The sequence below is a fragment of the Salinadaptatus halalkaliphilus genome, from assembly GCF_006543045.1.
GTDB classification, from domain to species: domain Archaea; phylum Halobacteriota; class Halobacteria; order Halobacteriales; family Natrialbaceae; genus Salinadaptatus; species Salinadaptatus halalkaliphilus.
Map to the genome: position 1 here is coordinate 69,872 of NZ_RBZW01000003.1, position 26,103 is coordinate 95,974.

At 64.8% G+C, this 26,103-nt stretch carries 24 protein-coding genes; 18 read left to right on the forward strand and 6 right to left on the reverse strand.

All coding sequences use genetic code 11. From position 1 onward, the window contains the following. The first annotated feature begins 164 nt into the window (after positions 1-164). The 4 genes from D8Y22_RS00440 to D8Y22_RS00455 all read left to right on the forward strand — a co-directional run bounded on the left by D8Y22_RS00440 (position 165) and on the right by D8Y22_RS00455 (position 2,367). Positions 165-785, forward strand: a complete 621-nt coding sequence (locus D8Y22_RS00440) for an FAD-dependent oxidoreductase (RefSeq protein ID WP_141462592.1) — start codon at positions 165-167, stop codon at positions 783-785. Positions 786-795: 10 nt separating this feature from the next. Further along, positions 796-1,413, forward strand: coding sequence for a VOC family protein (locus D8Y22_RS00445; protein WP_141462593.1), 618 nt, complete (start codon positions 796-798; stop codon positions 1,411-1,413). Next, positions 1,413-2,066, forward strand: a complete 654-nt coding sequence (locus tag D8Y22_RS00450) for an alpha/beta hydrolase (RefSeq protein ID WP_141462594.1) — start codon at positions 1,413-1,415, stop codon at positions 2,064-2,066. The genes D8Y22_RS00445 and D8Y22_RS00450 overlap by 1 nt, the downstream gene beginning before the upstream one ends. 136 nt (positions 2,067-2,202) lie before the next feature. After that, positions 2,203-2,367 carry a DUF6757 family protein gene (locus D8Y22_RS00455; RefSeq protein ID WP_006066091.1) on the forward strand — a complete coding sequence of 55 codons (165 nt, stop codon included), beginning with the start codon at positions 2,203-2,205 and terminating at the stop codon, positions 2,365-2,367. A 9-nt stretch (positions 2,368-2,376) separates the two neighbouring features. Here D8Y22_RS00455 and D8Y22_RS00460 read toward each other — a convergent pair whose 3' ends face one another. Beyond that, entirely contained in the window at positions 2,377-2,700 is a 324-nt protein-coding gene (locus D8Y22_RS00460) for a 4Fe-4S dicluster domain-containing protein (RefSeq protein ID WP_141462596.1), read from the reverse strand. Between the two features lie 217 nt (positions 2,701-2,917). Here D8Y22_RS00460 and D8Y22_RS00465 point away from each other — a divergent pair, with 217 nt between their 5' ends. Beyond that, entirely contained in the window at positions 2,918-3,316 is a 399-nt protein-coding gene (locus tag D8Y22_RS00465) for a thiol-disulfide oxidoreductase DCC family protein (RefSeq protein WP_141462597.1), read from the forward strand. An 18-nt stretch (positions 3,317-3,334) separates the two neighbouring features. Here the strand turns inward: D8Y22_RS00465 and D8Y22_RS00470 are convergent, their stop codons facing one another. After that, positions 3,335-4,507, reverse strand: a complete 1,173-nt coding sequence (locus D8Y22_RS00470; protein ID WP_141462860.1) for an MFS transporter — start codon at positions 4,505-4,507, stop codon at positions 3,335-3,337. A 216-nt stretch (positions 4,508-4,723) separates the two neighbouring features. Between D8Y22_RS00470 and hemB the strand changes: the two genes are divergently transcribed. From hemB to D8Y22_RS00515, 9 genes are all read left to right on the forward strand, one after another. After that, positions 4,724-5,743 (forward strand): porphobilinogen synthase, encoded by a 1,020-nt coding sequence (gene hemB / locus D8Y22_RS00475; RefSeq protein WP_141462598.1) that lies wholly within the window; start codon positions 4,724-4,726, stop codon positions 5,741-5,743. Positions 5,744-6,133: 390 nt separating this feature from the next. Beyond that, a complete protein-coding gene (locus D8Y22_RS00480) occupies positions 6,134-7,984 on the forward strand; it encodes an ammonium transporter (protein WP_141462599.1) in 1,851 nt (616 codons plus the stop codon). A 160-nt stretch (positions 7,985-8,144) separates the two neighbouring features. Continuing rightward, positions 8,145-9,491, forward strand: a complete 1,347-nt coding sequence (gene hemL, locus D8Y22_RS00485) for a glutamate-1-semialdehyde 2,1-aminomutase (RefSeq protein ID WP_141462600.1) — start codon at positions 8,145-8,147, stop codon at positions 9,489-9,491. 45 nt (positions 9,492-9,536) lie between these two features. After that, the gene (locus D8Y22_RS00490; protein ID WP_141462601.1) at positions 9,537-10,226 is read left to right on the forward strand and encodes a hypothetical protein; all 690 of its coding nucleotides are present in this window, start codon (positions 9,537-9,539) and stop codon (positions 10,224-10,226) included. A gap of 248 nt (positions 10,227-10,474) precedes the next feature. Continuing rightward, the gene (hemC, locus tag D8Y22_RS00495; protein ID WP_141462602.1) at positions 10,475-11,614 is read left to right on the forward strand and encodes a hydroxymethylbilane synthase; all 1,140 of its coding nucleotides are present in this window, start codon (positions 10,475-10,477) and stop codon (positions 11,612-11,614) included. Between the two features lie 14 nt (positions 11,615-11,628). After that, the gene (gene cobA / locus D8Y22_RS00500) at positions 11,629-12,444 is read left to right on the forward strand and encodes a uroporphyrinogen-III C-methyltransferase (RefSeq protein WP_141462603.1); all 816 of its coding nucleotides are present in this window, start codon (positions 11,629-11,631) and stop codon (positions 12,442-12,444) included. Further along, positions 12,437-13,180: a uroporphyrinogen-III synthase gene (locus tag D8Y22_RS00505; protein WP_141462604.1), complete on the forward strand. Its 744-nt coding sequence runs from the start codon at positions 12,437-12,439 to the stop codon at positions 13,178-13,180. The genes cobA and D8Y22_RS00505 overlap by 8 nt, the downstream gene beginning before the upstream one ends. A 96-nt stretch (positions 13,181-13,276) precedes the next feature. Continuing rightward, positions 13,277-13,642: a hypothetical protein gene (locus D8Y22_RS00510; protein WP_141462605.1), complete on the forward strand. Its 366-nt coding sequence runs from the start codon at positions 13,277-13,279 to the stop codon at positions 13,640-13,642. Positions 13,643-13,700: 58 nt separating this feature from the next. Then, positions 13,701-15,179 (forward strand): single-stranded-DNA-specific exonuclease RecJ, encoded by a 1,479-nt coding sequence (locus tag D8Y22_RS00515; RefSeq protein WP_141462606.1) that lies wholly within the window; start codon positions 13,701-13,703, stop codon positions 15,177-15,179. 345 nt (positions 15,180-15,524) lie between these two features. Here the strand turns inward: D8Y22_RS00515 and ftsZ are convergent, their stop codons facing one another. Continuing rightward, a complete protein-coding gene (ftsZ, locus tag D8Y22_RS00520; protein ID WP_141462607.1) occupies positions 15,525-16,670 on the reverse strand; it encodes a cell division protein FtsZ in 1,146 nt (381 codons plus the stop codon). A gap of 158 nt (positions 16,671-16,828) precedes the next feature. Beyond that, positions 16,829-18,163: a D-aminoacyl-tRNA deacylase gene (locus D8Y22_RS00525; RefSeq protein ID WP_141462608.1), complete on the reverse strand. Its 1,335-nt coding sequence runs from the start codon at positions 18,161-18,163 to the stop codon at positions 16,829-16,831. 205 nt (positions 18,164-18,368) lie between these two features. Between D8Y22_RS00525 and D8Y22_RS00530 the strand changes: the two genes are divergently transcribed. Further along, positions 18,369-20,423, forward strand: coding sequence for a bacterio-opsin activator domain-containing protein (locus D8Y22_RS00530; protein ID WP_141462609.1), 2,055 nt, complete (start codon positions 18,369-18,371; stop codon positions 20,421-20,423). A gap of 116 nt (positions 20,424-20,539) precedes the next feature. After that, a complete protein-coding gene (locus tag D8Y22_RS00535; RefSeq protein WP_141462610.1) occupies positions 20,540-21,820 on the forward strand; it encodes a DUF7344 domain-containing protein in 1,281 nt (426 codons plus the stop codon). Between the two features lie 100 nt (positions 21,821-21,920). Here the strand turns inward: D8Y22_RS00535 and D8Y22_RS00540 are convergent, their stop codons facing one another. Then, positions 21,921-22,862 (reverse strand): calcium/sodium antiporter, encoded by a 942-nt coding sequence (locus D8Y22_RS00540; RefSeq protein WP_141462611.1) that lies wholly within the window; start codon positions 22,860-22,862, stop codon positions 21,921-21,923. 86 nt (positions 22,863-22,948) lie between these two features. Continuing rightward, a complete protein-coding gene (locus tag D8Y22_RS00545; protein ID WP_141462612.1) occupies positions 22,949-23,431 on the reverse strand; it encodes a CopG family ribbon-helix-helix protein in 483 nt (160 codons plus the stop codon). Positions 23,432-23,534: 103 nt separating this feature from the next. Between D8Y22_RS00545 and D8Y22_RS00550 the strand changes: the two genes are divergently transcribed. Further along, the gene (locus tag D8Y22_RS00550) at positions 23,535-24,740 is read left to right on the forward strand and encodes a GTP-binding protein (protein WP_141462613.1); all 1,206 of its coding nucleotides are present in this window, start codon (positions 23,535-23,537) and stop codon (positions 24,738-24,740) included. Beyond that, entirely contained in the window at positions 24,741-26,087 is a 1,347-nt protein-coding gene (locus D8Y22_RS00555) for a CobW family GTP-binding protein (protein WP_141462614.1), read from the forward strand. Positions 26,088-26,103 lie beyond the last annotated feature (16 nt).

Consider the following 26,103-nt stretch of genomic DNA (forward strand, 5'->3'; position numbering starts at 1 on the left):
GCGATACGAACGGAACGGTAATCGCACCTTACGGGCGCTGTTGGGGCGTCCGGCCGCCGTAGCTCTCGCTGGCGGTGTAGGACCGGCCACTAACACTAGTGTCACGTGGTGGCTCCGGGGTTTCTGCTGGGTTCATACGGCTATGGTAACATAGTGTAACTACGATGAGCGACCAACCGACTGCGGACGAGTCCGAGCAAAGCCCATCGATTATTGTCGTCGGGGGCGGCCCCGCCGGCCTGAGCGCGGCGCTGTTCGCCGCGAAAAACGGCCTCGAGACGACGGTGTTCGACACCGACGAGACGTGGATGCACAAGGCCCATCTGTTCAACTACCTCGGTATCGGCTCGGTCGGGGGTACCGAGTTCATGGCGACGGCGCGCCAGCAGGTCGACGACCTCGGTGCCGACCGGCGCCAGGGCGAGGCCGTGACCGGCGTCAGCGAGTCGGACGACGGCTTCGCCGTCGAGACCGACGACGACACCTACGACGCGGACTACGTCGTGCTGGCGACGGGCGCGAACCGCGACCTGGCCTCGGAACTCGGCTGTGCGTTCACCGACGAGGAGGTCGTCGATGTCGACGTCGATATGGAGACCAGCGTCGCCGGCGTCTACGCCACTGGCGCGATGGTCCGACCCGAGGAGTGGCAGGCCGCCATCGCCGTCGGCGACGGGGCCGCCGCCACACTCAACATCCTCTCGAGCGTAAAGGGAGAGTACTACCACGACTTCGACGTCCCCGAGGACGCGACGCAGGTCTTCGGGGAGGCAGTCGCGGAGTAACGTCACCACCATGTCCGACGAATCCACTCACCCGGTTACGCCCGAATTGCCCGACAGCCCCGTCCACATGACGGGTACCGACCACATCACCATCTGGGGGAGCAATGCCGCAGACACGATCGAGTTCTACCGCGATCTGCTCGGCATGCCGCTGGTGCTTCGCCAGCCAAACCTCGACGATCCGTCCCAGACCCACCTGTTTTTCGATACGGGTGACGGACGGATCCTAACCTTTTTCGTCAGCGACGATCGCCCCTCCGCGAAGGGACAACGCGGCGGCGTCGGTGCCGTTCATCACCTCTGTTTCAGCGTCGATCCCGACGAGTACGAGGAGACGATGCAGGCTCTCGAGGACGCGGGCTACCAGTACAACATCTTCGATCGGGGAATCTTCCACTCGATCTACACGCGGGACAACAACGGGCTGGTGATCGAACTCTCGGCCGACAAGTACGAGATTCCCAACGACCGACGCGGTGAGATCCTCGCGAAAGCCCAGCAACTGCGCGAGGACGACGGCGCCGACTACGCCAAGGACGAGCACCTCCGGGGTGCAATCGAGGCGCTCGGCCTCGAGGTCGTCGAACACGATCTGCCGGAGGCGAGTTCGGGGACCGGTGGCCTCTGATGAGCGGGGCCGATCCGATCGACGGACCGCACCAGGACCAGCCCCTCGTCACTGACGGGACACCACTTCCCGAGGCCGAGGCGGCGATGATCCTCACCCACGGCCGCGGTGCGACGGCTCGCAGCATCGTCCAGATGGGCAGTGAGGTCCACCAGGAAGGACTCGCCCTCCTTGCCCCGCAGGCCGCGCGAAACACCTGGTACCCGAACTCGTTTCTCGCACCCGTCGAGCGCAACGAGCCAGGCCGGTCGTCGGGACTGCAAGCCATCACGGACGCCATCGACGAGGCGGCAGCCGCTGGCATCCCGACGGATCGCACGATGCTTGTTGGCTTTTCGCAAGGAGGCTGTCTCGCCAGCGAGTACGTCGCTCGCAATCCGCAGCGTTACGGCGGACTCGCGGCCTTGAGCGGCGGTCTTATCGGCGAGGACCTCGACGATACGTATCCGGGCGACCTCGAGGGAACACCAGTCTTCTTGGGCTGTAGCGACGTCGATCCACACATCCCCGAAACGCGCGTCCACGACACCGCCGACGCCCTCGAGGCGATGAACGCCGACGTCACGAAACGCCTCTACGAGGGGATGGGCCACGGCGTCAACGAGGACGAACTCGAAGTCGTCGGCGAGATGGTCGCGGACCTCCTCGAGTAGCGCGCTTCGGAGGGCCGTTGTGGGACCGGTGAAACCCCAAATCGGTCCGACTGCCCGCCTCACTTGTTGGACCGTCTCGCTCGTTTCATTATCCGGGAGCGGAGGGTTCAATGTGTCCCGGTTCGTACGGGCGAGCATGAACTGCCACTACTGCGACCGCGAGGCCGCCTTTGCAGCCGAGTCTGAGGGCCTCAAAGTCGGTCTCTGTGAGGAACACTTCCGCGAGCGTCTGCAGGAACTCGCCGAAGCCGACGGTCTCGAGACCTTGAAAGAGAAGGTAGATGTCGACCGCGCGGAGTAAGCGTCGTTTCTAAGCGGTTCGGCCTGCATCGACGTCGATCGCGTCGACCGGACAGACATCGACACAGAGCATACAGTCGATACACTGGGCTTCGTGGGTCGGTTCGGCCTTTTTCTCGCTTTCGGGATGGCCGGGTGTATCCACCCATTCGAAGACGTCGACGGGGCAGTCCTCGAGACAGGCTCCATCGGCGATACAGAGGTCGAAATCGACGGCAACGTGGGTTCCGCGGATGCCAAGTTCCTCGGGTTCGTCGACGGGCCCCCAGACTGAGACGCCGTTCTCTTCGCCGACCTGCTCTCGGTTCTCGTGGAATTGTGGGTCTATGGCCATTGCTAGCAGATGCAAACGGTCGATGCGCACTTAAAAGTACGGACTCGGTACACCGATCGTCGCGGGTGGACAACCGTGAGGTGAGACGGTCTCTGGTCCCGATGTGACATCGAAAGCGCGGGCAATCGTCGGTTCCACCGGGGCCGAGTTACGCGGTCGTAGGAGGGGGCGACTTTTCAGGGTGGATATCCTACCGTCACCCGAATGAGGCTCCAGTATGCGTAAGGACGCGTCAGGGCCGGGACAGTCGTATCCGCCGCGGTTGGTCTTCGACGACGTCTGTGGGTTCTGTACCTGGTGTGCCGTCTTCGCGGCCAAACGCGGCGAGTTCGAACTCGTCGGCTTTTCGGATCTCTCGCCCGATCAGTTGGCTAGACTACCCGACGACTACGAGGAGTGTACCCACCTGCTGACCGACGAGGCGGTCTACTCCTGTGGCGAAGCCGTCGAGGAGACGCTGGCTCGCGTCGAAACGCCCTCCCGGCTGCTGGCACAGGCGTTTCGACAGCTCCCGAACCGCGAGACGACTCGAGAGTCGCTCTATCGGGAGGTTGCCGACCGTCGAGACGTGTTCGGTCGCCTCGTCAGCTGTACGCCGCCGGCACGGCAAGAGTGACGCACTCGAGCGAAGCCGTCAATATCCCAGCGAGAGCGCCCAGTTGACGACGATTGCGACGAACACGCCTGCGAGTATGGCGCCGAGAATGGCGAAGGCGACGCCCCAGCCGAACAGATCCGCGAGCAGACCCGTCCCGACCGATCCCAGCGCGCCGATAAAGCCATACACCGTCCTAACGAGCCCGAAGCCGGCCCCGCGTTCGGCGTCCGTGAGGACATCCATGAATCGGGGTAACAGCGCGGCGCCCCAGCCGAGGCCGGTGCCGACGAGGAGGACCGCAACGACGAGCGAGACGGGGCCGGGAACGGCGATTAGGAGGGCGATTCCGATGACCGACAACACCATACAGCCCGCCGTCGCGAAGTCACGCCCGATCCGATCCGATACCGCGCCGACGCCGACTTGAGTGATCGCCTGCACGACGAAATAGCTCGCGAAGACGACGCCGGCGAGTTCGGTCGAGTGGCCGCGGTGTTCGACCAGAAACGTCGGGAAGAACGACGAGGTTGCCTGCCAGACGAACGCAGCGCCGATCGACAGGCAGACGGGAAAGGCGATCTCCGGTCGCGAAAGCAGTTCGACGAGCGGCTCGAGTTCGAACCGTTCGGCCATCGCCTGGTCCGGTCGGCGCGGCTCCGTCGGCCGGACGCGCCAGACAAAGAGGACGAAGATGGGAACGGCCATCGCGGCACCGATCGCGACGGCCGGTCGCCAGCCATAGCGGACGCCGATCCAAGCGGCGATCGGCGGCGCGACGAGTCCGGCGAGCGGGCCACCGCTGTTGTGAACGCCGATCGCGGTGCCGATGTCGTCGTAGGTCCGGCTCAAAAGCGTCGTCGCGACGCTGTAGTGCAGTCCCGCGACGCCGCCGAGGACGAGCGTCCCGAACAGAAAGAGGGCAAATACCGGCGCAATCGCGAGAAAAACGCTCGCGATGGCCGTCCCGCCGACGGCGATCAGAATGATCGGGCGCTCGCCGAACCGATCCGCGAGGATCCCGCTCGGGAACTGTGCGGCGAAGTACGCCATCCACATGCCCGTCAGCGCGATGCCGACGACCGTATTCGAGACGGTAAACTCATCGATGATCAGCGGCACGACGGGACTGATCGCCAGTCGGCCGACCATCGTCGCGAAGAAGGCGAGCGTACACAGCGTCAACACCGTTTCTCGGTAGCGCCAGCGCATCGTATTCCCGACCTGTACCAGCTCACCAGCCACCGACGACTCGCGAGCCGACACGACAGTTAGCTATCCGTCACTGTCCGGGACAAATGAGGGTGTTGCTCCCGGCAGTCGCCGCCTCGAGGGACGCGTTAGCAGCTATCACTGCGGTTGTCTCGAGCGGGCGCCTCGCCAGGGCTCGAGCGCATCGTTTTTGCGCCTCCCCCCGAATGCCCGCGTATGGATCTTACACATCGCCCACGCCGGCTTCGCCAGGATGGCGTTCGCGGGCTCGTCAGCGAAACGAGCCTCGAGGCGTCGGATCTCATCGCGCCGGTGTTCGTCGATGCGACGACCGAGGAGCGCGTGCCGATCGAGTCGATGCCCGGTCACGAACGCGTGCCGATCGACGAAGCCGTCGCTCGCGTCGACACAATCCTCGAGACCGGCGTCGAGGCCGTCATGCTCTTTGGGATTCCCGAATCCAAGGATCCCGAGGGGACCCGCGCGTGGGCCGACGACGGCGTCGTCCAGGAAGCGACGCGGCGGATCACCGCCGAAACCGACGCCTACGTCATCACTGACGTCTGTCTCTGCGAGTACACGGACCACGGTCACTGCGGGCCACTCGAGGCGAGACTCCGTGGCGAGAACGGTCACGGACACGGGCCGATCTGCGACCACGATCCCACGACGACGGTGGACAACGACGCGACGCTCGAGGCGCTCGACCGTATCGTCGTCTCTCACGCCGCGGCAGGGGCGGACATGGTCGCGCCAAGCGGAATGATGGACGGGATGGTCGATGCGATTCGCCAGGCGCTCGATCGCGAGGGCTACGAGCACGTGCCGATCATGAGCTACGCGGCGAAGTACGAGAGCGCGTTCTACGGGCCGTTTCGGGACGCTGCCGACGGTGCACCCTCCTTTGGCAACCGGCGACACTACCAGATGGACCCCGCGAACGCACGCGAGGCGTTGCGAGAAGTCAGGCTGGACGCCCAGCAGGGTGCCGACGTAATGATGATCAAACCGGCACTGCCGTACCTCGATATTGTCAGCGCCGTTCGTCGGGAGTTCGACCACCCCGTCGCCGCCTACAACGTCTCCGGCGAGTACGCCATGCTCCACGCCGCCGCGGAGAAGGGCTGGCTCGACCTCGAGGCCGTCGCACACGAGTCACTGCTATCGATCAAACGGGCCGGTGCGGATCTCATTTTGACGTATTTCGCCGAAGATGTCGCACGTCGACTGGACTGATTGTTGACGACCGTTCATTCGCGTTCGTGACCGCTCACCAGACCGGCAATACCTGCCGCGCGCGAGCCGAACCGCGTGGGTTTCGCTCGCGTGCGACTGATTACCATCAGTTAGCTAACTGATTGTGGGTTGACGATCGTCCAGTATATTACTATCGAAGGAAACGACCACAGATTTCAATACCATTATACACATTACATTCCCTTTAGATCTGTAGCTTCTTTCCTATTACGGGCGCATTTTGAACGATTGGGAACGCTAACCCTTATATTAGGCAAGTCCATGCCAGTTACACGTGACTCAGAACACAAACGAAACGGTTTGCAGTAGTAGTATGGACGTATGTCTACCGATATGTGGTGGATCGATAGGATCCACGGAGGGATGGGAATGATCGACCCGGTCGTCCTCGAGGCCACCGCCGCGGACCTAGAACAGCTCGCGACGGGAATGAACCTGATGTGGGCGCTGACGGTCACGTTCCTCATCTTCTTCATGCACGCCGGCTTCGCGATGCTCGAGGCGGGGCAGGTCCGCTCGAAGAACGTCGCGAACCAGTTGACGAAGAACATGCTGACCTGGGCGGTTGGTATTTTCGTGTTCTTCATTATCGGGATGGGGATCTCGAACAACGTCGGGGCGGCGCTTGGCGGCGGCGAATCGTCGCCGCTGACGATGTTCGGTGAAGGATCGTTCGACTGGGTGATGTGGCTGTTCAGCGCGGTGTTCGCGATGACCGCGGCCACGATCGTCTCCGGTGCTGTCGCTGGCCGCGCGAAACTCCGCGCGTACGTGCTCTACACGTTCTTGCTCGCGGCGGTCATCTACCCGGTCGTCGCGGCGATGGTCTGGTACGCACCTGGTGGTGAGCCAATCCTCGCGGCGTTTGGCTTCGCTGACTTCGCGGGCGGGATGGTCGTCCACGGCGTCGGCGGCGTCGCCGGGCTGACCGCCGCCTGGATTCTGGGCTCCCGGATGGACAAGTACAACGACGACGGCAGCGTCAACATCATTCCCGGTCACTCGCTGACTTTCGCCGTACTGGGGACGCTGATCCTCTGTTTCGGCTGGTTCGGATTCAACGTCGGAACGGCCGCGACGGTCATCGATCCGGGGACGTTCGAGCTCGCCGACTTCGATTACGTCGGTAGCGTCGCGATGGTCACCGCCCTGGGGATGGGACTCGGTGCGATCGGCGCGTCGACCCTTTCGATCGTCCTCAACGGGAAGGTCGACACGCTGTACGTTGCCAACGGGATGCTTGCAGGTCTTGTCGGTGTCACGGGTCCGACGGACCTCATCACCCCGATGGGTGCGATCGCGATCGGCTTCCTCGCCGGCGCACAGCTCCCACTCGTGTTCCGATTCGTCGAACAGACGCTCAAAATCGACGATGTCTGTGCGGTCTTCCCCGTTCACGGCAGTGCGGGGATGCTCGGTCTGATCCTCTACCCGCTCTGGTCGATCGAGGGAACGGCGATCGGCGGCGGCGTCATCGCTGGCGGCATCCTCTCGATCGAACCGGCCGCGTTCGGACCGCAGATCCTCGGCGTCGCCGTAATCACGGTCTGGACGGTGCTCGCGACCGCAGCCGTCTGGGGCGGCCTCAAGGCGGCCGGCCAGGCACGTGTCACCCCCGACCACGAGCGTGACGGTCTGGACCTCGCCGAGCACGGCGTCGACACCTACCCAGAGTTCGGCGGCCCAGACGTCGCGACCGACGGTGGCCAGATAGACGGCGATCAGTCCGAGGAGCGAATTATTCGTACTGACGGCGGCGAACCAGTCGACGAGACGCGTCCCGTCTCGGAGCTTCGTACCGACGGCGGTGAGCGGTTCGAAGAATCACGATCCTCGTCGGAGCTTCGCGCTGACGGCGGCGAGGAACCAAACGACGGCGAGATCAAGATGGTCACGGCGATCATCCGTCCGGACCGCCTCGGCGCAGTCAAGAAGGCACTCGCCGAAACCGGTGCCCCGTCGCTGACCGTCACTAACGTCTCCGGACGCGGCTCTCAGCCCGCGAAGAAGGGACAGTGGCGTGGCGAGGAGTACACCGTCGACCTCCACCAGAAGGTCAAAATCGAGTGTGTCGTCGCCGACATCCCCGCTCAAGATGTCGTCGACGCGATCGCCGATGGCGCCAACACCGGCGAACCCGGCGACGGCAAGATCTTCGTCCTGCCCGTCGAAAGCGCCTACCAGATTCGAACCGGCAAAAGCGGAGAGGACGCGGTTTAACGCCGCTCGAGCGAACCACCACTTCTTGTCTGGCGGTCTCGCCGATATTGGTCTCCGGGCGAGCTATCGGGGCTCATTTTGTGTACTGACGATCACCGAGTCGGTTGGTCGTGAGTCGACCTCGGTACTACTTTGCCGTCCCAACGCGAACGCTTCGCGCATGACCGACGACAACTCCCGTGCTCTTTACGATCGGGCGCTGTCCGTGATGCCAGGTGGCGTCAACTCCGCCGTTCGCGCGGCGATCGAACCGTATCCGTTCTTCGTCCAGAAAGGCGACGGCGGGCACGTCATCGACGCGGACGGCAATCGCTACATCGACTGGGTGATGGGGCTCGGTCCCCTGTTGCTCGGGCACGATCTCCCCGAACCCGTTCAGGCGGGCATCCAGCAGAAAGCAAGCGAGGGGCCGATGTACGGCACTCCAACCGAGATCGAAGTCGACCTCGCGGAGTTCGTCGTGCGCCACGTGCCAAGCGTCGAGAAGATCCGCTTCGTAAACTCCGGCACCGAAGCGACGACCTCCGCGGTCAGGCTCGCGCGTGGCTACACCGGCCGGAACAAGATCGTCGTCAACCAGGGCGGCTACCACGGCGCCCAAGAGTCGACGCTAGTCGAGGGCGACGCCGAGAATCCGAAACCGTCCTCGGCGGGCATTCCGCAATCCTTTGCCGAACACACGATCCCGGTACCGTTCAACGACGAGGACGCTGTGCGAGACGTCTTCGAGAAACACGGTGACGACATCGCGGCCATCCTCACCGAGCCGATTCTTGGCAACTACGGCATCGTCTACCCCGAAGACGGTTACCACGAGTTCCTTCGCGAGATCACCGACGACCACGGCTCGCTGCTGATCTTCGACGAAGTCATCACCGGCTTCCGCGTCGGCGGCCTCGGCTGTGCACAAAGCGAGTTCGGCGTCACCCCCGATCTCACCACGTTCGGCAAGATCATCGGCGGCGGCTTCCCCGTCGGCGCCATCGGCGGTCGCGCCGAAATCATCGAGCAGTTTGCGCCGTCCGGACCCGTCTTCCAGGCCGGTACCTTCTCCGGCCACCCCGTCACGATGGCCGCCGGCCTCGAGACGCTGCAATTTGCCGCCGAAAACGACGTCTACGACCACGTCAATTCCCTCGGCGACGACCTTCGCAGCGGCCTGACAGACATCGTCGCCGATCAAGCCCCCAGCTATACCGTCACCGGCACCGATAGCATGTTCAAGGTGATCTTCACGCGTGACGGCCCAGGCCCGGAATCGCTCGAGGAACAGTGTTCGTCCGGCTGCCGACAGAACCCGACCTGTCCGCGGTACGATAGCTGTCCGAAACACGCCGGCGACGTCAAAAACGCCGAAACCGACCGCTGGCGGCGCATCTTCTGGGGGAAAATGAAAGACCAAGATATCTTCCTCTCCCAGAATCAGTTCGAGTGTCAGTTCGTCAGTTACGGCCACACCGACGCCGATGTCGAGGAGACGCTCGAGGCGTACAAACACGCACTGTGAGGAGCGTACACGACGACCGACGGCGTCGCCGACGCTGACCGCAACATGGCTCGAGTCCTGACTGTCGTTGGTGGACTCGAGTGGGCGCGGCTCGTCGAGCGGCTGCTGTACTGTGTCCCGCCGGTCGTCGGTGTCGGGATCGTCGGTGTCCTTCAGGAGGCCGATCCCGACGTGGTCGCGCTCGAGGTGGGGTTGGTTGTGATCGGTACCTTCGGCTACACGCTGTTGACGGTCGGACTCGCGGTCGCGCTCTTTGCCGATGCGAGACGCGTTCGCCGACGGACTGGGGCGAGTGGGAATTGGCGCCCGAACCCCTGGCTCAACGGCCTGTTCGCACTGCTTTGGGCGCCGCTTGCGGGCGTGTTCTACCTGTACCGTCGACACAAACGGTTCGGGACGCCGCCCGGCTGGTCGGGCTGGTGGCTCGTCGTTGCCGTCTCGCTGTCGACGAGCGTGATCGGACTCCTCGCCGCGATTGTCGCCGTCGTCTTTGCGGTCCCTGGCCTGTTCGGTACGGCACTCGGGCTCGCCGGCGCGATCGCGTTCGGCGCGTTCCCGATCGCAATCCATCAGGATGCCGCCTACGTCAGCACCTACAGCGACTCCTGGCGCCCCAATCCGGGGCTCTACCTCGGGCTCGCCTTCGCAAGCCTCTCGCTGGCCCCGTTACAGCCATTACTTGCGGGGTACTATCTCTGGCGGCGTCGACAGATCGTGCTCTCGCGGCGGAGTTGATCCACGCCGCACAATCTCGAGTTCGGCGGACAACGGCAGCCGCCTCAATCTGCAGCCGTGACGATCATCTCCTCGTACCCCCCGAACTCGGACAGGACAGCTTCCCGATCCGCGTCGTCGACGCCGAGGGCCCCGAATTCGTGGCGCCCAGTCCAATCGTCGCCGAGTGACAGTCACGCACAAGCGAATCGCTGCGGTTCCGTCCGACAAGCGTGCGGTTTTCATACCCCAGGCGACGACTGCTTCCTATGAGAACGCGCGGGACGCTGCGGCTGGCGACACGGGGGTCGACGCTCGCTCGGCGACAGGCCGGGCTGGTCAAATCGGCACTCGAGGACAGACGCTACGAGGTCGAACTCGTCACCGTCGAGACGACGGGCGATCAGATCACCGACGAGTTGATCCACCGACTCGGCAAGACGGGTGCGTTCGTCCGCGAACTGGACGAACGCGTCCTCGAGGGCGATCTCGACGGTGCGATCCACTCGATGAAGGATATGCCCACCGAACAGCCCGACGACCTCGTCACCGCCGCCGTTCCCGAGCGCGGGCGACCGGGCGACGTCCTCGTGACACCCGAGGGATCGACGCTCTCGGAGTTGCCCGATGGCGCGACCGTCGGCACCTCGAGTCTGCGCCGTGGGGCCCAACTGCAGGCCGAGCGGTCGGACCTGTCGGTCGAGCCGTTGCGGGGCAACGTCGATACGCGCCTCGAGAAGTTGCTCGCGCCCGCGTTGCAGGCCGAACATCAGGAGCGGTCGGAGGCCGACAAGGAGCGGAAAGGAAACACCGGCAACGAGAACTTCGAACCCGAGTACGACCGCACCGTCGAGGAGTGGTTCGACCAACTCTCAGAGCTCGAGCGCCAGGCGCTGGGCCGCGAGGTCGCAACCGAGTACGACGCGATCGTGCTGGCCGAGGCCGGCCTCGAGCGAAGCGGACTCACCCACCACGTCGACTACGAGCAACTTCCAACCGGGACGTTCGTCCCCGCGCCGGGACAGGGAGCACTCGCGGTGACGGCGACCGACGGCGAGACCGCGCGCGAGATCCAGTCGGCGATCGACCACCCCCGGAGTCGCGTCGAGACGACGGTCGAGCGGACGATTCTCGCGACGCTCGGGGGCGGCTGTATCGCACCGATCGGCGTCTACGCCGTGATTCAGGGGGAGTACGTTCACACCGCGGTCAGCGTCTTCGATCGCGACGGCGAGGAGTCGGTGACTGCGACGCGGGATCTGCCAGTCGAGACTCACGCCGACGCAGCACGCGCATTCGCCGACGACCTGGCCGATCGGGGCGCAGCAACGCTGATCGAACGTGCGCGCGAGGCGGCCGACGACGAAAATGGTGCCGTCGCCGAGGAAGATAAACCACAGGGGACATAGGTAGCAGGTAGGAGATGGCCACAGACGACACCCAGCCGGCCGACGGAACCGTCTATCTCGTCGGCAGCGGGCCCGGCGATCCCGAACTACTCACACTCAAAGCGAAGCGATTGCTCGAGGACGCGGACATCGTCCTTCACGACAAGCTTCCGGGACCGAAAATTATCGACATGCTCCCCGACGACGGCTGTATCGATGTCGGGAAACGCGCCCACGGCGATCGGACCCCCCAGTGGGAGATCAACGAACGACTCGTCGAACTTGCCCGCGAAGGCAAAAGCGTCGTCCGACTGAAAGGCGGGGACTCGTTCGTCTTCGGCCGCGGCGGCGAGGAGGCGACGTATCTCGCCGAGCACGGCGTCCCGTTCGAGGTCGTCCCAGCAGTAACGTCGGCGGTCGCCGCCCCAGCCGTCGCCGGCATCCCCGTCACTCACCGCGATCACGCCTCCTCGGTCTCGTTCGTGACCGGCCACGAGGATCCGACCAAACCCGAGTCGGCGGTCGACTGGGGGGCCCTGGCTGCCACCGGTGGCACCATCGTCGTGCTGATGGGCGTGACGCGGCTGCCGCTCTATACCGAGGCGCTTCGCGAGGCCGGGATGGATCCCGACACGCCGGTCGCGCTCGTCGAACGGGCCACCTGGCCCGGCCAGCAGGTCGCGACGGGCACCCTCGAGACGATCGTCGAGGCCAGAGACGAGGTCGACATCTCGCCGCCGGCCGTGACGGTCATCGGCGGCGTCGCTGGTACGCGCGAGTCCGTCGTCGAGTTCCTTCGCAACGATTACACGCCGTCGGACCAACACTCCGACGAGAATACCGATGACTGACTCCCCCGCAGTCGCCGTGTTTCGGCCCGACGACGACCGTCTCACGGCTGCCATCTCGCTGCTCGAGTCGCTCGAGGCCGAGCCCGTCCCCGATCCGATGCTCGCCGTCGAACCGACCGACGCGACGCCCCGTACCGACGCCGACGCCGTCGTCCTGACGAGCAAAACCGGTGTGGAACTCGTCGCCGCGGCCGGCTGGGAACCCGGCGAGGCGACCGTCTGTGCGATCGGCCCCGCGACGGCCGAGGCCCTCCGCGACGAAGGATACGCGGTCGATGTCGTCCCCGAGGAGTACACCTCGAGCGGGCTCGTCGAGGCTCTCGCGGACGATATCGACGGCCAGCGCGTCGAAGTCGCCCGCAGCGATCACGGCAGTCCGGTGTTGCTCGAGGGGTTCGAAGGCGCGGGCGCGTACGTCCACGAGACGATCCTCTACCGTCTCGTCCGACCGGAGGGAAGCGGTCGATCGGTCGAGCGGGCCGCCGACGGCGAGCTCGCGGCCGCCTGTTTCACCTCGTCGCTGACCGTCGAACACTTCCTCGACGCCGCTGACGAGCGCGGTGTTCGCGAGGACGCCCTCGCCGGACTGGCGGATGCGACGGTCGGCGTCATCGGGGAGCCAACGGCCGACACCGCCGCCGAACACGGGCTCGAGGTCGACGTCGTTCCGGCCGAAGCGACGTTCGAGGCGCTCGCTCGCGAGACGCTCGCGGCCGTGCGCGACGGCGAGGAGTAACTCACTGAAACTGACGATACCGACCGTGTGAATCCGTTTCAACCCGAGATCGCAAGGCCAATTCCTACTCTCGCGAGTCCCCTCTCTCCGGACACTGTGACAGTCGAAGCACCACTCGAACGACGAGTCGATCCACCCGATCCGGTGACTCTTCGCGTCGCCTTCGCCATCCTCTGGGGAATCGACGCGATCGCCGCCACGCTGTTCTTTCTCGTCCCGTACGCGACCGAGCTGAATCCGGTCACCGTCCTCTTCTATCAGGTGTTTGGACTACCGGGCGTCGTGCTCGCGGCCGCAAGTTACGCCGCGGTCATCGTCGTCATCGGGCACGTCCTCTCGAAGCCGTTCGACAGCCTCTTCGTGGCGATCATGGTGTTGCTGTATTTCCTCCTCGCTACGAACAACGTGTTGTTGTTACTCCTCGGCGAGACGCTTCCGGACCTGTTCGTACCCGTGCTGTAACGGTCGGCGCGCGTTCGTGACCGGAGGTTTATCCCCGATGCCGACTCATCATCGACCGATGACAGGGCCGGTTCCCGAACTCGCGGAGCGAGCGACTGCGTGTGCCAACCGTCTGCTCGAGGCCGATCACGTCCTGCTTGCCTCCCACATCGACGCCGACGGGCTGACGAGCGCTGCGATCGCCGCACAGGCTCTCGAGCGTGCGGACATTCCGTTCGAGACGGTCTTCAAGAAACAACTCGACGAAGACGCCATCGCGGCGATCGCCGACACCGCGTACGAGACCGTCCTCTTTACCGACTTCGGGAGCGGCCAGCTCGACGTTATCGGCGAGTACGAGGATGCGGGCAAGCTAACGCCGATCATCGCCGACCACCACCAGCCCGCCGATCGCGAGACCGAGTACCACCTCAACCCGCTCCTGTTTGGCATCGACGGCGCCTCGGAGCTGTCGGGTGCCGGCGCGAGCTACGTGCTTGCTCGAGCGCTCGCGGACGCCCAGGACGGCGGTGCTGCAGCCGCGGCCGACGGCGGCACTCTCGAGGCTGCCGACGAAACGACTGCCCGCGCGGACAATCGCGATCTGGCCGCGCTAGCCATCGTCGGTGCCGTCGGCGACATGCAAGCGTCCGGTGGCGAACTCCACGGTGCGAACGCGGGTATCGTCGAGGAAGGCGTCGAGGCCGGCGTCCTCGAGACCGGCACCGATCTCGCCCTCTATGGCAAACAGACGCGACCACTGCCGAAGCTACTCGAGTACGCGACCGACGTTCGCATTCCGGGTATCTCGAGCGACGAAGCCGGTGCCCTGTCCTTTCTCGAGGATCTGGACCTCGAGTTGCAACGCGACGGGGCGTGGCGCCGCTGGGCCGAACTGACGAGCGAAGAGAAACAGACCGTCGCCAGCGCGCTGGTCAAGCGGGCCGTCTCGCGGGGCGTCCCCGCGTCAAAGATCGACCAGCTCGTGGGGACGAGCTACGTCCTGTGCGAGGAACCCGTCGGCACCGAACTGCGCGACGCCAGCGAGTTCTCGACGCTGCTCAACGCGACCGCGCGCTACGAGCGTGCGGATGTCGGCCTCGGGGTCTGTCTCGGTGACCGAGGGGAGGCGCTCGAGCAGGCCCGGACGCTGCTTCGATCGCACCGTCGCAACCTCTCGGAGGGGATCGATCTCGTGACCCGGGAGGGCGTCACCACCGAGGAGCACGTCCAGTGGTTTCACGCCGGCGACCGCATCCGCGAGACCATCGTCGGCATCGTCGCCGGGATGGCAATGGGCAACGCGGGAATCAGCCGCTCGAAGCCGATCATCGCTTTCGCCGAGAAGAACGACGAGGAGTGCAAGGTCTCAGCGCGTGGCACCCACAGCCTCGTGGGACAGGGACTTGACCTTTCCCACGTGATGAGCGAGGCCTCGCAAGCGGTCGGCGGCGACGGCGGCGGCCACGATGTCGCGGCGGGGGCGACGGTTCCGAGCGGACACGAAGACGAGTTCGTCGCCCGCGCCGACGACATCGTTGCCGATCAACTCTCCTGACTGATACGGTTTACTGTCCGTCAGTTCCGGCCCAGCCGCGACCCGGGCGGCGGCTGGGACGGTACATCGGTACAGTAATCCGTATGAGCCGCTGGCCACGGGTTCGTGGTGGACTCTTCTTCCGAGTAGTCCCCAGATCACCCGTGGCGTCGGGTCGTGTTGTGGCGACTCGAGTCGCCAGCAGCCGCTTCTATGCCCGATGAGGGCTAGACGGTCGGCGGGAATGGTGACAGCACTCGAGGAGCAGCGACGACGGCACGCTTGACTACGCGGGAAACGACCACGCAGGAATCGAACGAACCCCACACCGGCGCTGCGTCGCGATCGACGAGCGTGCAATCCGTATCAGTCGACGAAGTCGATGTCGTCGCCCATCTCGGGCTGGACGGACTCGCCGTCTGGCTGACCGTAGATCTGTGGCGACTGGACGCCCGTGACGACGATCATCGTGCGCATGCTGCCCTCGAGCGTTTCGTCGATAGAGGTTCCCCAGATGATACGGGCGTCGGGGTCGATCCGGTCGTAGATTTCTTCGACGACGCCTTCGGCTTCCTCGATGGACATGTCGTTGCCGCCGGTGACGTTGACCAGCGCGGAGTTGGCCCCGGAGATGTCGACATCGAGCAGCGGGGAGCGCAAGGCGGTCTTGACGGAGTCTTCGGCTTTCGCCTCGGAGTCGGCTTCGCCGAGGCCGATCATGGCGACGCCGCCACGTTCCATGACGGTTCGAACGTCGGCGAAGTCCAGGTTCACGAGACCGGGTTTCGTGATGAGTTCCGTGATGCCTTTCACCGAGCGCATCAGCACCTCGTCGCTCACCTTGAACGCCTGGCGGACGGGAAGCTTGCCGACGGAATCGAGCAGGCGGTCGTTCGGGACGACGATGACGGTATCCGAGACATCGCGCAGGCGCTCTAAGCCGGCCTCGGCGTTCGTTCGCCGGACCTCGCCCTCGGCGGTAAAAGGCGTCGTGACGATCGAGATCGTCAGTGCGCCGGCCTCGCGGGCGGCCTTGGCGACGACGGGCGCGGAGCCGGTACCGGTGCCACCGCCAAGGCCGGCCGTGACGAAGACCATATCCGAGCCGTCGATGGCGTCGTAGATGTCCTGCTGGCTCTCGAGGGCGGCTTCCTCGCCGACTTGTGGGAGCGAGCCGGCACCGCGGCCGCCGGTTTTCTCCTCGCCCATCAGGATCTTGGTGTCGGCTTCGATCTCGACTAAGTGCTGGACATCGGTGTTGGCGGCGACGAGTTTCGCGCCGTGGATGCCCTCTTCGTCCATTCGGTCGATCGTGTTGCCGCCGGCACCGCCACAGCCGACGACGGTGATATCGGTCTGGAGGTCTTGGAGGACATCCTCGAGTTCTTCGTCCGTCATCGTTCCCGTCGTGGGGCTACTCGATGACCCCTCGGTTGACTGGCCGTCGGCGGGGGCTTCAGGGGGCTCCCCGTCTTCGGCCTCGTCGATGGCGTCGTCGATGAGTGAATCCATTCTTGGGCCCTTCTATACGACGGAGCGTAATTACCTTTCCCCTGTTTGTCTGCCACGCGTCAGACATAGTAATGGATCAGTACATATCAGACAATATAGTCATGCGATAGCCCCGGATGCTGGTAGTATGGTCCCATTACCGTTGCCTTCCTGACCACTCAGATAGGAAACCTGTGGGTTCGTCGGGTGTGAACGCGATCCGGATCGATCGTCTCGCCGTCGACGGTGACCGGGTCGCCGTCCGCGAGCGTGCCGAACTTTGGGCCGTCGGGAACGCCGGCATCTCGAGCCAGTGCCGGATCGAACGCCGTCTCCTCGGCGACGACGACACCCTCGGCGACGGTCACGCTGTCATACGATTCCTCGAGCACGGTCGCCAGCGAGTCGACGATCGACCGCCGCGACGCCTCGAGGTCGTCCTCGGGAAAGGCCGCCCGTGTGCCGACTCGACTCCCGCCGTTGGTCGTCTCGAATGCGACGGTGTCGGTGGTGATAATTTTGCGAACGCGGTCGGGATCGACCCCCTGGGCGGTCTCGAGGAGGGCGTTCGGCAAGTCGCGGACGGTGATCGATCCGTCGGCGCGGTCGCCGAACCGAGTGCCGTCCGCGATCGGTCCAAGCGCTGACTCGACCACCTCGACGAGTTCGAGCGGGCGGTCGTCCGTCTCGCGAAGCCAAGTTTCGCTGACGACGCGGTACTCCATCTCGGCTAGCGTCTCCTCGAGGACCGGCCACTCGCCGTCGATAACGGCGACGTCGGCACCGCTCGCGTCGAACGCCCGCTCGAGGACGTCTCGATGGGGGTCCGGATGGCCCATCGCCTCGAGTGCCCAGTCGGCGGCGACGTGGCCGACCGACCAGGACGTGTCGCGGACGATACGCTCGAAGCGAGGCGCGTAGTGGTTGCCGCCGAACCCGACGACGGTTCGTTCGCGATCGGGAGAGACATCTCGAAGCTCGAGGATGGCGCGGGCGACGGCCTCGGCACCCGCCGGATCGTCCCACTGCTCGTCGTCGCTCCCCAGTTCCGCAAACAGCGACGGGCAGCCGACATCGGTGGGGCCGTGGTGGGTACACTCGAGGCCGACATCGTAGCCGTCGGGTGCGTACGCCTCGAAGGCTGCGAGCAATCGAGCGAGCGCGTTCGGTGCGGCCTCGGCGAGGGCGTAGTCCTCGCCGCCGAACTCGGCCGGGCCGAAATTTCCGGTGTGGTGGGCGGTCAACAGCGCCCCCGTCTCGCCCGAGTGTCGCGAGGCGAAGACAAGCAGCTCCGGATCGCAGTCGAAGGCCTCGGCGGGGTACTCGAGCTCGAGGTGGAGCTCCTCGAAGGTTCGAAGTTCAATCCCATCCGTTCGGTAGTACGTCCCACCCCCGTCGCCGTCGGCTCGATCGCTATCCTCCCGGATCGTCCACTCGAGCAGGCCCCGAAGCTGGTCGCAGATGTGGACCGACGCGCGGTCGGCGCGGCTCTCGACGATAGCCAGGTCGGTCATACTGGCTCTCGAACGGCCAAGACAGTTAACTCGCCGGATTCGTCTCCATCCGTTCTTTCGGCGCCACCATCGCTTCGCAATCGGTTGTCGACGGCGGTAATCGGTCGGGCTCGATTGCGTCGGAAATTTGTGCCCCAAATGGTTTGTCTTGGGACATGGTAACAACACCCAGTACCGCGACAACAGACAGCGTTCGACCGTGTCAATGGAAAACAACGATACAGAGCCGGTACCGAACGGCGCTGGGAGCGATGCAGGCCTCGGTTCGGTTTCCGATGTCACGCTCGAGATTGGCGAACTGACCGCCCTCGTTAGCGATCACGCCGTTGCACTGTTCGACGCCGATGGCCGCGTTGCGAGGTGGAACGAGGGCGCAAGACAGGTGACCGGCTACGACGAGGAGTCGGCTATCGGCACGCACTACCGCGTTTTCTTTCGGGAGGCCGAACGCGAGGGGGGCCGGCCAGATCGATTCCTCGAGGCGGCACGCGCCGACGGTCGAGCCAGCGACGACAGGTGGCTCGTTCGTCGCGACGGGAGCCAGCTGTGGGTCCACGAGGTGCTCGCACCGATCTGGCAAAGCGGCGCGGTCGGCGCCGTCGATACCGACGGCATCGATCTCCTTGGATATGGCTGGTTCGTTCACGACCGGACCGCCGAACGCGAGCGCAGACAGCAACGCCGCGAGGAGACGGCGATCCTCGAGAGCATCATCGAGGCGCAACCGGACATCCTCTACGCCTACGATGCCGACGGCAATCTGACCCACTGGAACGATCGATTCGAGCAAGAGATCGGCTACGAGACCGACGAGCTCGCCGGGATGAGTCCGCTTTCGTTTATCGCGCCCGAGGACCGCGATCGTCTCGGCGACGCTATCGATCGGATCCTGACCGCCGGTGAACGAATCACCGCCGAAGGCCGGGTGCTCACCAAAGACGGGACGCGGATACCCTACGAGTTCAACAGCGCTCGGATCATCGACGACGACGGTACCGTCCTCGGCTTTACCGGCATCGGTCGCGATATTAGCGACCGCAAAGCCCGCGAACGCGAACTCGAGCGCCTCGAGCGCCTCAACGCGGTCGTTCGAACGGTCGACGAGACGATGGTCGCGGCCGAGACGCGCGAGGCGATCGAACGCACCGTCGTCGAGACGTTCGCGGCGGCCGAACCGTACCGATTTGCCATCTTCGGCCGGGCGGCGGATGGGGGCTCGCCGGAGTCTCGCTGGGAGCCACGCGCCTGGGCGGAGATCGACGAGTCGACGGCCGACGACGTGCTCACTTCGTTCGTCGATCCACCGGCTGAAGCACCCGGTCAGTCGGTACTCGAAACCGACACCGTCTCTCGGTATCGGAATCTCGCGTCGAGCTCGGTCGAGCGCTGGCAGGCACACGCTGCCGAACTGGGACACGAGGCCGTCGCGGTCGTTCCGATCGTTGCGAGTGAGCGTCGGTTCGGCGTCCTCGTGATCGGTGCGGCCGAGTCGGCGGCGTTTAACGACCGCGAACGCGAAGTTCTCCAGGAGTTCGGCGGCACGATCGGCCACGCGATCAACGCGATGGCCGTCAAACGACTGCTCTACGTCGACTCCGTCGTCGAACTCGAGTTCGAATCCACGGACCAACAAGACATCTGTACCGATCTCACGGCCCAGGCCGACTGCCGACTGATACTCGAGCACGTTCTGCCGCTCACCGACGAGGAATTCGTCTACTACCTGACTATCGCCGGTGCCAGTCCCGAGCACATTCGTGATCTGGCGGCTGCCCATCCCCAAATCGACAACTGTCGCGCGCTCGAGGTCGACGGCGAGGAGACCCACTGGGAGCTCGTCGTCCAGGGGGCGTCCATACCGAGTCTGTTAGCCGACCACGGCGCTCGAGTCCGATCGAAGATCGCCGACAGTGGCTCGTCGAATACCATCGTCGAAGCCAGTCCCGATATCGATGTCCGCGAACTCGTCGACGCGGTGACGACGGCCTATCCCGAGACGTCGCTGCGATCGAAACGGACCACCGAACGGCCGGCGACAACCACACGGGACTTTCACCAGATGGTCGACGCAAAACTCACCGACAAACAGCGTCTGGCTCTCGAGACGGCCTACTACGGCGGGTACTTCGATTGGCCGACCCGTACCATCGACGCCGGCGACATCGCCGATCGGCTGGGTATCGCCCGCCAGACGTTCCACCAGCACCTCCGGGTCGCACAGGAGAAGCTCTTTGCCGCCTACTTCGACTCGCAGTCGTAGCTCGGTAACCGGCTCCCAGTCGGTCGATCGGAGCCGATATACTCGGTGTCACGACTGAGGAATACCAGACTACGCTGGTACACCGCTTTCCCGTCTTCGGGCGCTTTCTCCCGATAATGTCCCAGCCTTCCGCCGCCGAGGAATCACTCGACGTTGCAACTGCAGCCCTCGCCAAATCGGAGCGCCGACATCTTCTCGCCGTGCTCTCCGATGACGTCGAGCCAGTGACTTCACCGGCGTCGATGGACGGCCCAGTCCCCCTCGAGACGCTTGCGATCGCGGTCGCGAGCAGCGTTTACGCGCATCCGATCGTCACGGACGAGCAGTGGACCAACACACGAGACTCGCTCGAGCACGCCCATCTACCGCTCCTCGAGGACCACGGTCTCGTTCGACGCGTCGAGCGCGAGGAGACCACGATCGTCGTGCTGTGTTCGCACCCGCTACTCCAGGCCGGCTGGGTGCAATCGCTGCTGTCGGACCCGACCGGCGGCGCGATCGAAGACGAAGACGTTCTCGACAGAACCCTCGAGGTGTTGCGATCATCGCGCAGGCGCCAGATCTGTCACCTCCTCGCGCGCCGGCGTGACACCGTCTCCCTCGAGGATCTCGCCGTATCGGTCGCCGCTCGAGAGGGGAACACGGGACTGCTCGAGGTTGCCGAGACGACGGCCCGGACGGTTGCGACGGATCTGGCACACAGCCATCTCCCGGCCCTTGCCGACGCCGGTCTCGTCGCGTACGACCGGCCGGAGCGAACGGCCGAACTCCGGACGGATGCGCCCCAGTGGCGGGCCGATTGGCTGCAAGCGAGCCCGCTTGGCGACATTCCAGAGCAGCTCGGTCTCTCGAGCGAGGCGCCGGCCGCCGCGGATGAGACGCCGTCCTCGCAGGCAGGTACCTGCCGGACGATCGAGGGAACCGAGAACATCGTCAACAGAGGCCACGAGATCGCCGACGGAACCGACGACGAACTCTTCGTCACCGTTTCGGACGACGGGTTCCTCCAGCAGCGTTGTCTCGAGCGCTGGAAGGCGGCTGCCGATCGTGGCGTCGACGTCTTCGTCGGCTCGCGCTCACCCGAAGTTCGTGAGATCGTGCGCGAGGCGGTTCCGAGCGCGACCGTCTGTGAACCCCAGCTCGACTGGCTCAACTTTCCCGCCGACTGTATCCACCACGGCCGAGTGATCTTCTCGGATCGGGACTGTGTCATGCTCGTAACGGCCGAGGAGACCGATCCGGACGATCGAACCTATGCGACCGCGATCACCGGCGAGGGAGAGACGAACGTGCTGGTGTCGCTCGTCCGCGAACAGGTCGGGCCACGACTGGATCGTCTCAAAAGCGACCACCTCGAGGCCGACGGGATCGACGGGACGCGATCGCTGCCGATGTAGCCCCCGACCGGACGGGTGCAGCAGTCCGTATCACTCGTCGGTGGCGAAACCACGGATCGTCGGGTTTCGCTTCGCCAGTAGATCGGACCAGCAGGCCGTGTTAGGGGACGAGCAGGTAGATGAACGCGCCGTAACCGATCACGAGTCCGGCACCGTCGAGCCGGGAAAGCCGCTGGTCGTACCCCATCATCGCGACGACGAGGACGGTAAACGTGACGAGAACCGGCAGTTCGAACAACAGCGTCTCCCGCGAAACCGAGATCGGCGTCACCAGCGCGACGATACCGAGGACCGCAAGCACGTTGTAGATATTCGACCCGACGACGTTGCCGATCGCGAACCCCGTTTCGTTCCGAACCGCCCCGACGACCGACGCTGCTAGCTCCGGCAACGAGGTGCCAAGCGCCAGCACCGTCAGCCCGACGAACAGTTCCGAAAAGCCCAGCTCGAGCAACAGCGTCGAACCGCCGTCCACGAGCCAGCGCGAGCCAAGTACCAGCGCGAGGAGACCGCCGAGTACCAGTGCGATGTCTCGCGCCTCGATACCCGAACGCGCAGCCGGTTCGTCGACATTTGATGAAGGATCGACGGCCGCGTTATACACCATATAGGCAGAGAATCCGGCGAGTGTCAACAGAAAGATCCCGCCCTCGAGCCGACCGATGGTCCCGTCGAGGCTAGACACCACGAGCAAGAGTGCCGCAAAAACCATGAACGGGACGTGGCGCTTCATCACGGCGTCGCCGACCGACAGCGGCCTGACGAGCGCCGTGAGGCCGAGGACGAGCCCGATGTTGGCGATGTTCGATCCTAACACCGTCCCCAGCCCTGTATCGGTCGAGACGCCGAGCGAGCCGACGATCGCGACGAACAGCTCCGGTGCGGTCGTCGCGAACGCGATCACCGTCACGCCGACGGTTGCCGCTCGGAGACCGACGCCAACGGCCAGCCGACCGGCGCCGGCCACGAGCAACTCCGCGCCGACGTATAGCGCGAGGACCCCCGCCAGCAAAACGAGTACGGGCCACGCGCCGGTGAGCATAGTCACGACTATTCGAGACTGCGGTATATGTTGCTCGCTCTCTCCCCGATCGCCCCTGAATCTCGGCGTTCACCCCGACACGGCCGTCATTCCGTCCGTAGCTGACCGACGCCGTCCAGTGGCACCAGCGAGTATTCGACCGTTTCGACCCCGTCGATCGCTCGACAGCCACCGACGAACGTTGAGACCTCCTCGAGCAAACCCTCGAGGACGAACACGTCGAGACAGTACGCGTGTGCTGACTGATCCGAGCCGTCAGCGCTCGGGGCGACCGATGGACAGCAGTCGTCGTCCCCGACGTGGCTGTGATCGGTCGAGGCGACGATGTCGCCGTGATCGTGGCGCAGGGCAGTCAACTCCCGTTCGATCCGCTGGTTGCCGTACGCGTAGAAGATACCGACGATACCGGTCAACGGTCGTCCCTCGAGTCGGTCGTCGTCGAACTCCGATAACAACGTCCGGGCGCCTTCGCGGACGACCTCGCTACGGCCGGTGTAGTCGTGATCGGTGACGACGGCGTCGAGTTGGTCGATCAATTCGGCGGGCATCGAGACGCTAACGACGGGCATATATGAAGATAGTCCTCTCGGGTAATAGATATTATTATTCTTGCCGTCCCTCAAACGTAATAACTAACATTAACAAGGGCCCGAGTGGTATTCACAACTCGTTATGGTCAGCGATCGCATTCCAGTGACAGTCCTCAGTGGTCCCCTCGGTGCGGGAAAGACGACCGTGCTCAACCACGTCCTGACTGCCGACCACGGCCTCGAGGTCGCCGTCGTGGTCAACGACATGGGCGAGGTCAACGTCGACGCCGAACACGTCACCCAGCAGTCCGATCTGGGCGGCGACCAGGAGATCATCGAGATGTCAAACGGCTGTATCTGTTGTCGCCTGCGCGGCGACATGCTCGAAGAGGTTGGCCGCCTCGCCGACCGACGCGAGTTCGACTACCTGCTGGTCGAATCGTCGGGCATCTCCGAGCCGATTCCGGTCGCACAGACGTTTGCGATGGGGTTCGAAGACGCCGACTTCGATCCGACCGACACCTACGAACTGGATACGATGGTGACGGTCGTCAACGCCCACAGCTTCTGGGAGTCCTTCGACTCCGGCTCGGCCCTGACCGAGCAGGAACTCGACGACGACTCCGGGCGTGTCCCCGAGGAAGTCCTGCTCGATCAGATCGAGTTCTGCGACGTGTTGCTGTTGAACAAGTGCGATCTCGTCCCCGACGACGACCTCGAGGAGATCGAAACCGTCCTCGAGCGCCTCCAGCCCCGCGCCGAGATCGTCCGAACCGAGTTCGGCGATGTCGCCCCCGACGACATTCTCGGGACCGACCGCTTCGACTTCGAACGCGCCCAGAGCTCCGCGGGCTGGAAACACGAACTCAAACACGATCACTACCACGATCCCCAGGAGGAACACGGCGTCACCTCTTTCGTCTACCAGCGCGACCGGCCGTTCCACCCCGAACGGATCGCCGCGTTGCTTGCGGACCTTCCGGACGAACTCATCCGCGCGAAGGGGTTCTTCTGGAGTGCGGGTCGGGAAGACGTCGCGATGGGCATCGACAAAGCTGGGACTTCCGTGCGCGCTGGCCCCTCGGGCCAGTGGCTCGCGAACCTCCCGAAAGCCCAGCGCGAACAGTACTTCGCCGCCCGACCCGGACTCAAAGACGACTGGGACGAGGAGTGGGGCGACCGAATGACCCGCCTCGTCTTCATCGGCCGCGAGTTCGACGACGAGCCGCTGATCGAGCGCCTCGACGACTGCGTGCTCTCCGATACCGAGATGGACGAGGACTGGGGCCGCTACGCCGATCCCTTCGAACCGGAAGACCGACGTGAACTCGCGCTCTCGAGTCGATAGATGCTGACTCCGGTTACCGTCCTCTGTGGCGAACTCGGCGCGGGAAAGACGACCCTGCTGTCGGGCCTGCTCGAATCGACCGATCGCGATGTCGCCGTGCTCGTCAACGATGTCGGCGCGGTCAACGTCGACGCCGACCTCGTCGAAGCGCGTACCGACCTCGCGACCGGCGAGGAGGTCGTCGCCCTCGAGAACGGCTGTATCTGCTGTAGCCTCGGCGGCGAACTCTCCCGCTCGGTGGTTCGGCTCCACCGCGAACACGCCTTCGACCACCTCGTTATCGAGGCCTCCGGCGTCGGCGAACCCGAGCCGATCGCCCGCCAGTTCGTCCGCGGCCCCGCCGCGGGTCCCTACGACCTCTCGAGCGTCATCACAGTCGTCGACGCCCCCCGGTTCCACGATCGCTTCGCCGACGGTCCGAGCGCGGCTGCCGGCAGCTCCGGGCCGCCGTCCACGACACCACCAGCGGACGAAACCGACACCGCACCCAGCCGCCAGGGAGCCGACGAGACGGGGACGAAACCGCTCGCCGACCTCGTCCTCGAGCAGGTCGAGTTCTGTGACCTGCTGATCGTCAACAAGTGCGACCTCGTCACCGACGCCGAACGCGACCGCGTCGTGGCGATCCTCGAGACGCTCCAGCCCGCCGCAGATATCGTGGCGACCGAGCACGGCGTACTCGAGCCCGAAACGATCCTCGAGGTCCAGCGGTTCGACCTCGAGGAAGCGACCGACGCAGCAGGGTGGAAACGAGCGCTCGAGGGCGAGGAGTCGGCGGACGAGCACGACCACAGCCACGGTGATCACGACGGTCACGAGCACAGTCAGGACGACGTTGACAGTCACGATCACGCACACGACGGTGATCACAACCACGCACACCCACCCGAGCAGTACGGCATCGTCGTCGACAGCTACCACCGACGACGGCCGCTCCACCCCGAGCGATTCGCCGCCCTGCTTGAGGACTTGCCGGCCGAACTGATCCGAGCGAAGGGGCTGTGCTGGATTGGCGGCCGGGAGCGCCAGGCGATCACGATGAGCTACGCCGGGACCGAGACGACCCTCGAGGTGACGGGCCGCTGGATCGCCAGCTTCTCCGAGCAGCGCCAGGAGACGTACCGGCAGGGCCAGCCCGATCTCGAGTGGGACCAGCGGTGGGGCGACCGTGAGACGCGACTCGCACTGATCGGTCGCGATCTGGATCTCGAGGCCCTAACCGCGCGCCTGGACGACTGTCTCTGTACCGACGCCGAACTCGAGGGCGACTGGTCGTCGGTCGACAACCCCGCACCGACGTCGTCGGGTGAGAGTACCGTCGTTTCGACAGGCACCGATTCGAGCTAGGGTGGGGTCGTCGCTC

Excerpts from the sequence above, each read along its gene's own strand:
- D8Y22_RS00440 (WP_141462592.1), top strand. The coding sequence starts at position 165 with ATGAGCGACCAACCGACTGCGGACGAGTCCGAGCAAAGCCCATCGATT.
- D8Y22_RS00445 (WP_141462593.1), top strand. The coding sequence starts at position 796 with ATGTCCGACGAATCCACTCACCCGGTTACGCCCGAATTGCCCGACAGC.
- D8Y22_RS00450 (WP_141462594.1), top strand. The coding sequence starts at position 1,413 with ATGAGCGGGGCCGATCCGATCGACGGACCGCACCAGGACCAGCCCCTC.
- D8Y22_RS00455 (WP_006066091.1), top strand. The coding sequence starts at position 2,203 with ATGAACTGCCACTACTGCGACCGCGAGGCCGCCTTTGCAGCCGAGTCT.
- D8Y22_RS00460 (WP_141462596.1), bottom strand. The coding sequence starts at position 2,700 with ATGGCCATAGACCCACAATTCCACGAGAACCGAGAGCAGGTCGGCGAA.
- D8Y22_RS00465 (WP_141462597.1), top strand. The coding sequence starts at position 2,918 with ATGCGTAAGGACGCGTCAGGGCCGGGACAGTCGTATCCGCCGCGGTTG.
- D8Y22_RS00470 (WP_141462860.1), bottom strand. The coding sequence starts at position 4,507 with ATGCGCTGGCGCTACCGAGAAACGGTGTTGACGCTGTGTACGCTCGCC.
- hemB (WP_141462598.1), top strand. The coding sequence starts at position 4,724 with ATGGATCTTACACATCGCCCACGCCGGCTTCGCCAGGATGGCGTTCGC.
- D8Y22_RS00480 (WP_141462599.1), top strand. The coding sequence starts at position 6,134 with ATGATCGACCCGGTCGTCCTCGAGGCCACCGCCGCGGACCTAGAACAG.
- hemL (WP_141462600.1), top strand. The coding sequence starts at position 8,145 with ATGACCGACGACAACTCCCGTGCTCTTTACGATCGGGCGCTGTCCGTG.
- D8Y22_RS00490 (WP_141462601.1), top strand. The coding sequence starts at position 9,537 with ATGGCTCGAGTCCTGACTGTCGTTGGTGGACTCGAGTGGGCGCGGCTC.
- hemC (WP_141462602.1), top strand. The coding sequence starts at position 10,475 with ATGAGAACGCGCGGGACGCTGCGGCTGGCGACACGGGGGTCGACGCTC.
- cobA (WP_141462603.1), top strand. The coding sequence starts at position 11,629 with ATGGCCACAGACGACACCCAGCCGGCCGACGGAACCGTCTATCTCGTC.
- D8Y22_RS00505 (WP_141462604.1), top strand. The coding sequence starts at position 12,437 with ATGACTGACTCCCCCGCAGTCGCCGTGTTTCGGCCCGACGACGACCGT.
- D8Y22_RS00515 (WP_141462606.1), top strand. The coding sequence starts at position 13,701 with ATGACAGGGCCGGTTCCCGAACTCGCGGAGCGAGCGACTGCGTGTGCC.
- ftsZ (WP_141462607.1), bottom strand. The coding sequence starts at position 16,670 with ATGGATTCACTCATCGACGACGCCATCGACGAGGCCGAAGACGGGGAG.
- D8Y22_RS00525 (WP_141462608.1), bottom strand. The coding sequence starts at position 18,163 with ATGACCGACCTGGCTATCGTCGAGAGCCGCGCCGACCGCGCGTCGGTC.
- D8Y22_RS00530 (WP_141462609.1), top strand. The coding sequence starts at position 18,369 with ATGGAAAACAACGATACAGAGCCGGTACCGAACGGCGCTGGGAGCGAT.
- D8Y22_RS00535 (WP_141462610.1), top strand. The coding sequence starts at position 20,540 with ATGTCCCAGCCTTCCGCCGCCGAGGAATCACTCGACGTTGCAACTGCA.
- D8Y22_RS00540 (WP_141462611.1), bottom strand. The coding sequence starts at position 22,862 with ATGCTCACCGGCGCGTGGCCCGTACTCGTTTTGCTGGCGGGGGTCCTC.
- D8Y22_RS00545 (WP_141462612.1), bottom strand. The coding sequence starts at position 23,431 with ATGCCCGTCGTTAGCGTCTCGATGCCCGCCGAATTGATCGACCAACTC.
- D8Y22_RS00550 (WP_141462613.1), top strand. The coding sequence starts at position 23,535 with ATGGTCAGCGATCGCATTCCAGTGACAGTCCTCAGTGGTCCCCTCGGT.
- D8Y22_RS00555 (WP_141462614.1), top strand. The coding sequence starts at position 24,741 with ATGCTGACTCCGGTTACCGTCCTCTGTGGCGAACTCGGCGCGGGAAAG.